We start from the raw sequence: 7,530 nt of genomic DNA, 5'->3' as shown, positions 1-7,530 counted from the left end.
GAGGGGGCGGTGGCGACCACCGAGCCGGTCGAACCGTGAGCGCCGTTCGCGCCCGTATCCTTGCGGGGTGAGCAGCACTGACCCCACCCCCTCCGACAGTCACCTCCTCGGCGCGGCCGACATCCGGGAGCTGGCGGCCGCGTTCGGCGTGAAGCCGACCAAGCAGCGCGGGCAGAACTTCGTGATCGACGGCAACACCGTGCGGCGGATCGTCCGGGCCGCCGGGGTGACGGCCGAGGACGCGGTGGTGGAGGTCGGTCCGGGGCTCGGATCGCTGACGCTGGCGCTGCTGGAGGTCGCCGAGCACGTCACGGCGGTGGAGATCGACCCGCTGCTGGCCCAGCACCTGCCGACCACGGTGGCCGCCCGGATGCCCGAGCGGGCCGAGCGCTTCAGCCTGGTGCTCAGCGACGCCATGGAGGTCACCGCGCTGCCCGGCCCCGCGCCGACCGCGCTGGTCGCCAACCTCCCCTACAACGTGGCCGTCCCGGTGCTGCTGCACATGCTGGCCACCTTCCCCAGCATCGAGCGCACCCTGGTGATGGTGCAGTCCGAGGTCGCCGACCGGCTCGCCGCCAAGCCCGGCAACAAGGTGTACGGGGTGCCGTCGGTCAAGGCCAACTGGTACGCGGACGTGAAGCGGGCCGGGGCGATCGGCCGCAACGTCTTCTGGCCCGCGCCGAACGTGGACTCCGGCCTGGTCTCGCTGATCCGCCGGGAGCCGCCGAAGACCTCGGCCAGCCGTACGGAGGTCTTCGCGGTGGTGGACGCGGCGTTCGCCCAGCGCCGCAAGACCCTGCGGGCCGCGCTGGCCGGCTGGGCCGGCTCCCCGGCCGCCGCGGAGCAGGCGCTGGCCGGTGCCGGGATCGACCACAAGCTGCGCGGCGAGATGCTGACGGTGGAACAGTTCGCGGCCATCGCCGAGCACAAGCCGAAGGCGGACGAGCAGTGATCACGGTACGGGTGCCGGCCAAGGTCAACGTCCAGCTGGGTGTCGGCGGTCTGCGCGCCGACGGCTTCCACGACCTGGCCAACGTCTTCTTCGCGGTCGCCCTCGGCGACGAGGTGACCGCCGAGGCCGGGGCGGCCGGGGAGGGCGTCACGCTCACCTGCACCGGCCCCGACGCCGCGAGCGTCCCGCTGGACGACAGCAACCTCGCCGCCCGCGCGGCCCGGCTGCTGGCCGCCCACCACGGCTTCACGCCGAACGTCCGGCTGCACATCGCCAAGGCCATCCCGGTCGCGGGCGGCATGGCGGGCGGCAGCGCGGACTGCGCCGCCGCACTGGTGGCCTGCGATGCGCTGTGGGGCCTGGGCACGCCGTTCGAGACCCTGCTGGAGCTTGCCGCCGAACTCGGCTCGGACGTGCCGTTCGCGCTGGTCGGCGGGGTTGCCCTGGGACGCGGGCGGGGCGAGATCCTGCAGCCCCTGCCGGTCACCGGAACGTTCCACTGGGTCTTCGCGGTCGCCGACGGCGGCCTCTCCACCCCCGCGGTCTTCCGCGAGTGCGACCGGCTGCGCGAGGAGGCCGGCACCGGTTCGTCCGAGGCCGACGTCCCCACCCCGGACGCCGACCCGGCGCTGCTCGCGGCGCTCGCCGACGGCGACCCGGCCGCACTGGCCGCCGCTCTGGTCAACGACCTCCAGGCCCCCGCGCTGTCGCTGCGCCCCGCGCTCGCGGACACACTGCGGGCCGGTACCGAGGCCGGGGCCATCGGTGCCCTGGTCTCCGGCTCCGGGCCGACCTGTGCCTTTCTCGCCAAGGATGCCGAAGCAGCCGTCGCCATCGCCAAGTCCCTTGAGGAATCGGGGACTTGCCGGGCCGCCCACCCGACGTACGGACCCGTGGCGGGTGCTCAGGTCCGCTGAGGACCCGGCCGGCCGATCCGGGCGGTCCCCGCGTCGAGGTCGATGCCGGTGCGCTTCGGGGCGCCGTCGTGCTCGTCATCGCGCAACACCAGGGCGATCCGTCGCTCCTCCAGCTGGACCCGCTTGCCCGGATACAGCAGGGCGTGCAGCTCCTCGGTGGCGGTCGCCCCGGCGCCGCGGGCCCCCGGCTCGGCGTGCAGCGGCAGCCGGCCGGGCAGCAGCCCACGGTGCTGAGCACGGGCGACGGCCGTCTTCAGGGCGGCCAGCAGGAAGAGCGGGACCACGATCAACAGGACCACGAACGGACTGGTCAGTAAGCGCAGCATGCCGGGGAAACGTTCCTGCGCCGGCGGCCGTTCCTGGGCCGGGTGTTCCAGGAACGCTTCTGGTCCCCCTCCGGACCGTCTCGGGGCCGCCCACGTGGCCGCCTCCGGACCGTCTCGGGGCCGCCCACGTGGCCGCCTGCCTCCGGGGACCCGCGTCGGGGCTGTCAGGGAGCCCCGCTACGCTCCCGCCGAGGCGATGGAGGGGCGAGATGGGGCGGCACGCAGCCGGCGCGGAGAGCGCAGAAGGCACGGAGGGCACGGAGGGCGACCGTGACGCGGAGCGCGTACCGGCGCAGGACCCGGGGCCCAGCTGGACGCTGACCGCAGTCGGCGCGCTGTTCGCGGTGGGGGTGCTGGTGCTGGCGGGCTGGCTGCTGCGCTTCCCGGCGGACGAGTTCCGCTACACGGCCGGGATGGCCGGCACGCCCGGCACCTTCACGGCCGCCCACTGCCACACCGTGGGTTCGGGCAAGAGCAGCCACCGGGAGTGCCAGGGCCGGTTCGTTCCGCACGACGGCTCGCCCGCCGACCCCACCGCGCACATCAGCAACGCCCGGGTGGACGTCGGCAAGCCCGCCGAGCTGCGGCGCACGGACGGCGGAGGCTACGTCCAGCCCGGGGCGTCGAACGCCGCGATGGACCTGGCGGCGATCTTCGGCATCCTCTGCGGGGCCGCGTTCCTGCTGCTGTTCCCGGTGGTGGGGCCGAGGAAGGTCCAGGTCGAGAAGGGCATCGGGCCGCGCGCCAACCCGCAGCCCTGGGGGACGCTGATCCCGCTGGTCTTCGGCCTTTTCCTGACCTTCCTGATCGCCGCCGGGCTGACCTTCACGGGGTCGATCGTGCTGGTCGTGGCCGAGGCGATCTTCTCGTAGCCCGTCCGTGGCACGGCGACCACTAGGCTGGTAGATCGGAGAACACTCCCGACCCCTCCCAGGAGCGCAGCAGCAGTGGCCGTCAACCTCGCCACCATCGAGTCCGTCACCAAGGTCTACGGCACGCGGGCTCTGCTCGACGGGGTGAGCCTCGGCGTCAGCGAGGGAGACAGGATCGGGGTCGTCGGCCGCAACGGCGACGGCAAGACCACCCTGATCCGGATGCTCGCCAAGCTGGAGGAGCCGGACACCGGCCGGATCACCCACTCCGGTGGACTGAACCTCGCGGTGCTCACCCAGCACGACTCGCTCGACCCGAAGGCCACCATCCGGCACGAGGTGATCGCCGGCCGCGCCGACCACGAGTGGCTCGGCGACGGCCGGATCCGCGACATCGTCCAGGGCCTGTTCGGCGGCCTCGACCTGCCCGGCTTCAAGGACGGGCTGGACACCGTGATCGGCCCGCTCTCCGGTGGTGAGCGCCGCCGGATCGCGCTGGCCAAGCTGCTGCTCGGCGAGCCCGACCTGATCGTCCTGGACGAGCCGACCAACCACCTCGACGTCGAGGGCATCGCCTGGCTCGCCCAGCACCTGCAGAAGCGCCGCTCCGCGCTGGTCTGCGTCACCCACGACCGGTGGTTCCTCGACCAGGTCTGCACCCGGATGTGGGACGTCCAGCGCGGCGAGGTCCGCGAGTACGAGGGCGGCTACTCCGACTACGTCTTCGCCCGCGCCGAGCGATCCAGGATCGAGGCCACCGAGGAGCAGAAGCGGCAGAACCTGGCCCGCAAGGAGCTGGCCTGGCTGCGCCGCGGCGCCCCCGCCCGTACGTCGAAGCCGCGCTACCGGATCGAGGCCGCCAACGCGCTGATCGCCGACGTCCCGGAGCCGCGCGACAGGAGCGAGCTGATGAAGTTCGCCAACGCCCGGCTGGGCCGTACGGTCTTCGACCTGGAGGACGTCACCGTCAAGGCCGGGGAGAAGCTGCTGCTCGAGCGGCTCACCTGGCAGCTCGGCCCCGGTGACCGGATCGGCCTGCTCGGCGTCAACGGCGCGGGCAAGACCTCGCTGCTGCGGGCCATGCAGGTGGCCTTCGCCACCGAGGGCGACGTGCAGCCCTCCGGCGGTGTGATCAAGGTCGGCAAGACCGTACGGCTGGCGTACCTCTCGCAGGAGGTGCACGAGCTGGACCCGCAGACCCGGGTGCTGCAGGCCGTCGAGCAGGTGCGCGGGCGGGTCGACCTCGGCAAGGGCCGGGAGATGAGCGCCGGTCAGCTGTGCGAGCAGTTCGGCTTCGGCAAGGACAAGCAGTGGACGCCGGTCGGTGACCTGTCGGGTGGCGAGCGCCGCCGCCTGCAACTGCTGCGCCTGCTGATGGACGAGCCCAACGTGCTGTTCCTCGACGAGCCCACCAACGACCTCGACATCGAGACCCTCAACCAGCTGGAGGACCTGCTCGACGGGTGGCCCGGCTCGATGGTCGTGATCAGCCACGACCGCTTCTTCATCGAGCGGACCACCGACACCGCGTACGCGCTGCTCGGGGACCGCCGGATGCGGATGCTGCCCGGCGGTGTCGACGAGTACCTGCAGCGGCGTGCGCAGCTGGCCGAGGCGGCGGCCCCGGCCGTCGCCGCTCCGGTCGCGGCGAAGCCGGCCGCGGACCAGCGGGTGGCCAAGAAGGAGATGCAGAAGCTGGAGCGCCAGATCGCCAAGCTGGACCAGCAGGAGTCCAAGCTGCACACCCAACTCGCCGATCACGCCGCCGACTTCTCCAAGGTCGCGGAGCTGGACGCCCAGCTGCGCAAGGTCCGGGAGGAGAAGGAGGAGCTGGAGATGGCCTGGCTGGAGCTCGCCGAGCAGGTCTGAGGACCTGCTGCGCGGCGGCGGCCGGTGGCGCGGGTGACCGCGTGGAACCGTCGCCGTCCGGGGGGCGACCGGGCGCCGGGGCCCCCGGTGGGTGCCCGCACCTCGACGACCTGAGGGTCGGGGGTGCGGGCCGCCCTCCGGGGGCTCGCGTGGTCCTCGGAGCGCTCCTTGGGCAGTTCCCCGCGCCCCGGTTGCGCCCCGGCCGTGGCCGCGCGGGCTCCGGAGGCTCGCGGGTCCTAGTGACCGAGCAGGACGTCGAGTTCGTCGGCGGCCCGGCCGATGGCGCTGCGGGAGGGGTCGTGCGGGCCGGTGGGGCGGGCGGCCCTTCCGGTCGGCGGGTGGTGGGTGCGGGCGGCGGCCGTCAGACGGTCGAGGGCGTCGAACACCCGCTGGACCTCGGCGGGTTCGGGGGCCCGGTCGCCGTAGCGGATCTGGGCGGCGTACGCGGCGACCGCGCCGCTGAGCCGCTCCAGGGCGGCGGTCGCGGGCAGCCACCGGGCGGCGAGCCGTCCGGCGGGCGGGGGTTCGGTGAGCCCCTGCTGCACCTCCTGGCGGGCGTCGGCCAGCGCCCGGTAGGCGGTACGGCGCAGCCAGACCTCGGCGACCGGCGCCTGCGGGGACTCGACCACCGAGGCCAGGTACTCGCGCAGTGCGGTGGCGGCGGCGACCAGCCGGGGTTCGATCCGGTGCGGGGGCCGCTCGGGCCACAGCAGGTAGCCGAAGACCAGCACGATCACGCTGGCCAGGGCGGTGTCCAGGACCCTCGGCCAGAACTCGGCCGTCCCGCTCCCCCCGCCGAGTTGGACCAGGACCAGGGCCATCGGCGTCATCACGGCGGTGTTCAGTCCGTAGTGCGCGGCCGCCGAGTACGGCAGCAGCGCGACGCAGACCGAGGCGATCAGCGCCAGCGCCCACTTGTCGGTGGTGGCCAGCAGCAGCGCGGCCGTCACCGCCACGCCGAGTACGGTGCCGACCGAGCGGCTGACGGCCCGCAGGAAGACCGAGCCCAGGTCCGGCTTGAGGACGAACGCGACCGTCATCGGCACCCAGTAGCTGCGGTTGAGCGGCAGTGCGGCGGTCGTCGCCTCCGCCACCGCGATGCAGAGCGCGACCCGCAGGCCGTACCGGACCGAGCCCCGGGAGAGCAGCCTGACCCGCAGTCGCCACGGGTCGGGGGGTGGAGCGGGTGCGGTGCCGAGTTCGGCGGGGCGGCCCGCCACGGTGTCGGTCGCGGCGCGCAGGGCGACGTCCAGGGCCTTGAGGGCGGGGGTGTCGGGGACCCAGTCCGGGTACTCGGGCTGTGGTCCGCCGAGCACCGCCCGGGCCAGCTGCCCGGGTAGTGCGGCCACGGCGGGCGGGACCGGGCGCCAGGCCCAGAGCAGTCCGCTGGCCGTCTCGGTCGCGGCGAGCCCCGCTTCGTACATCCGGCGCAGCCGCTGGACGTGGTCCGGCTCCTGGCGGCCGGGGCGGGCGTGCGGAAGCAGGTCCTGGAGCTGGTTCAGCCGGGCGGTCAGCACCTGGCGGGAGGCCGCACCCTGCGGCGTACCGAGCGCGGCGAGCGTGTCGCCGAGCGCCTCGTACGCGGCCGCCAGGGCGCGGCGGCGGGGGTCGGAGCGGGGAAAGGTGCCGTGGGCGCGGTGGGGCAGGCCGAGCAGGACCACGTACCCGGCGCCGACCGGCATCATCAGCGGAGCCGCCCACCACGGTTGCGGCAGCGCCATGCCGCCGCCGAGGGAAGCCGAGACCAGCAACAGCATGCCGGACGCCGAGCCGCGCGGCCCGGTGGCGCTGATCGCGCCGGAGGCGAAGGCGACGGCGGTCAGCGCGAGGCCGACGGTCGCCGGACCGCTGCCCGCGTGCTGGAGGGCGGCGCCGATCAGCATGCCGAGGGAGGAGGCGAGCAGGGCGGTGGCGATCCTCGGGGCGCGCAGCCGGGTCGGTTCGACACGGTCGTTCATGGTCGCGTGCATCGCGCCGAGGCCGGCGAAGACGCCGAGGTCGAGCCGGCCCAGGAACAGGCCGAGCAGGAGCGGGGTTCCCATCCCGAGCGCGGCCCGGATCATCAGCGTCCAGGGCAGCGGCGGCCTGGCCGGCCGGGCGGCGTGGGCCCACCAGGCCGGGAAGCGGCCGGCGTCGGAGGCTCCCGTCGGACCGGGTGCCGGGTCGGCGGGTCGGTGCGGTGGGTCGGCGGGGCCCTGGACCGGATCGGCGGGGCCGGGGGCTGACAAGAGGTTCACGTGCCTTCCGCTGATGCCCGGGGCCGCCGCGAGGGCGTCAGGGCGTCGCTGCTGTGCGACGTTGCGCGGCAGATGAGGTCGGACCGGGGCGAACCGGTGCGGTCCCAGTCTATCGGCGGCCGGGCCCCGCCCCGGGGGCGCCGCCGTAGCGGTGCCGTCACGGCCGGGGTGCGGCGGGTGCGACGGCCGTGGACGGCTGGAAGCGCTGACGGGCCGGCAGTTCCGGGACCCGGTGCGGTGGGTCCCGTTAGGCTGAAACCACCCATCCGGCTCTTAAGGAGAGCGACCGCGTGACGACCCGTGAGCAGGCGATCGAGGCGGCCCAGCAGTGGATCAACGGTGGGCGGCCGGAGGAGG

Annotated in this window: 6 protein-coding genes; 4 read left to right on the top strand and 2 right to left on the bottom strand. The window is 74.3% G+C overall.

Annotated features, from left to right (window positions below):
• The first annotated feature begins 67 nt into the window (after positions 1–67).
• Positions 68–952 (top strand): 16S rRNA (adenine(1518)-N(6)/adenine(1519)-N(6))-dimethyltransferase RsmA, encoded by an 885-nt coding sequence (rsmA, locus tag ACFC1R_RS38140; protein WP_375946320.1) that lies wholly within the window; start codon positions 68–70, stop codon positions 950–952.
• Positions 949–1,869, top strand: a complete 921-nt coding sequence (locus tag ACFC1R_RS38135) for a 4-(cytidine 5'-diphospho)-2-C-methyl-D-erythritol kinase (protein WP_375946319.1) — start codon at positions 949–951, stop codon at positions 1,867–1,869. Before rsmA ends, ACFC1R_RS38135 begins: the two co-directional genes overlap by 4 nt.
• Here the strand turns inward: ACFC1R_RS38135 and ACFC1R_RS38130 are convergent.
• Positions 1,857–2,195, bottom strand: coding sequence for a DUF6191 domain-containing protein (locus ACFC1R_RS38130; RefSeq protein ID WP_375946318.1), 339 nt, complete (start codon positions 2,193–2,195; stop codon positions 1,857–1,859). The two genes, ACFC1R_RS38135 and ACFC1R_RS38130, sit on opposite strands and share 13 nt — an antisense overlap.
• 209 nt (positions 2,196–2,404) lie before the next feature.
• On the opposite strand from ACFC1R_RS38130, the gene ACFC1R_RS38125 reads away from it, so the two are divergent.
• Both ACFC1R_RS38125 and ACFC1R_RS38120 read left to right on the top strand, forming a co-directional pair.
• Entirely contained in the window at positions 2,405–3,067 is a 663-nt protein-coding gene (locus tag ACFC1R_RS38125; RefSeq protein WP_375946317.1) for a hypothetical protein, read from the top strand.
• Positions 3,068–3,142: 75 nt separating this feature from the next.
• On the top strand, positions 3,143–4,936 hold the full coding sequence (locus ACFC1R_RS38120) for an ABC-F family ATP-binding cassette domain-containing protein (RefSeq protein ID WP_375946316.1): 1,794 nt from the start codon (positions 3,143–3,145) through the stop codon (positions 4,934–4,936).
• Positions 4,937–5,172: 236 nt separating this feature from the next.
• Here ACFC1R_RS38120 and ACFC1R_RS38115 read toward each other — a convergent pair whose 3' ends face one another.
• Positions 5,173–7,173: an FUSC family protein gene (locus ACFC1R_RS38115; protein ID WP_375946315.1), complete on the bottom strand. Its 2,001-nt coding sequence runs from the start codon at positions 7,171–7,173 to the stop codon at positions 5,173–5,175.
• Positions 7,174–7,530 lie beyond the last annotated feature (357 nt).

The organism is Kitasatospora sp. NPDC056138 (assembly GCF_042264695.1).
Taxonomy (GTDB): Bacteria; Actinomycetota; Actinomycetes; order Streptomycetales; family Streptomycetaceae; genus Kitasatospora.
Note: the sequence above shows the minus strand (reverse complement) of the source record. Positions and strands in the feature narration are given on the sequence as shown.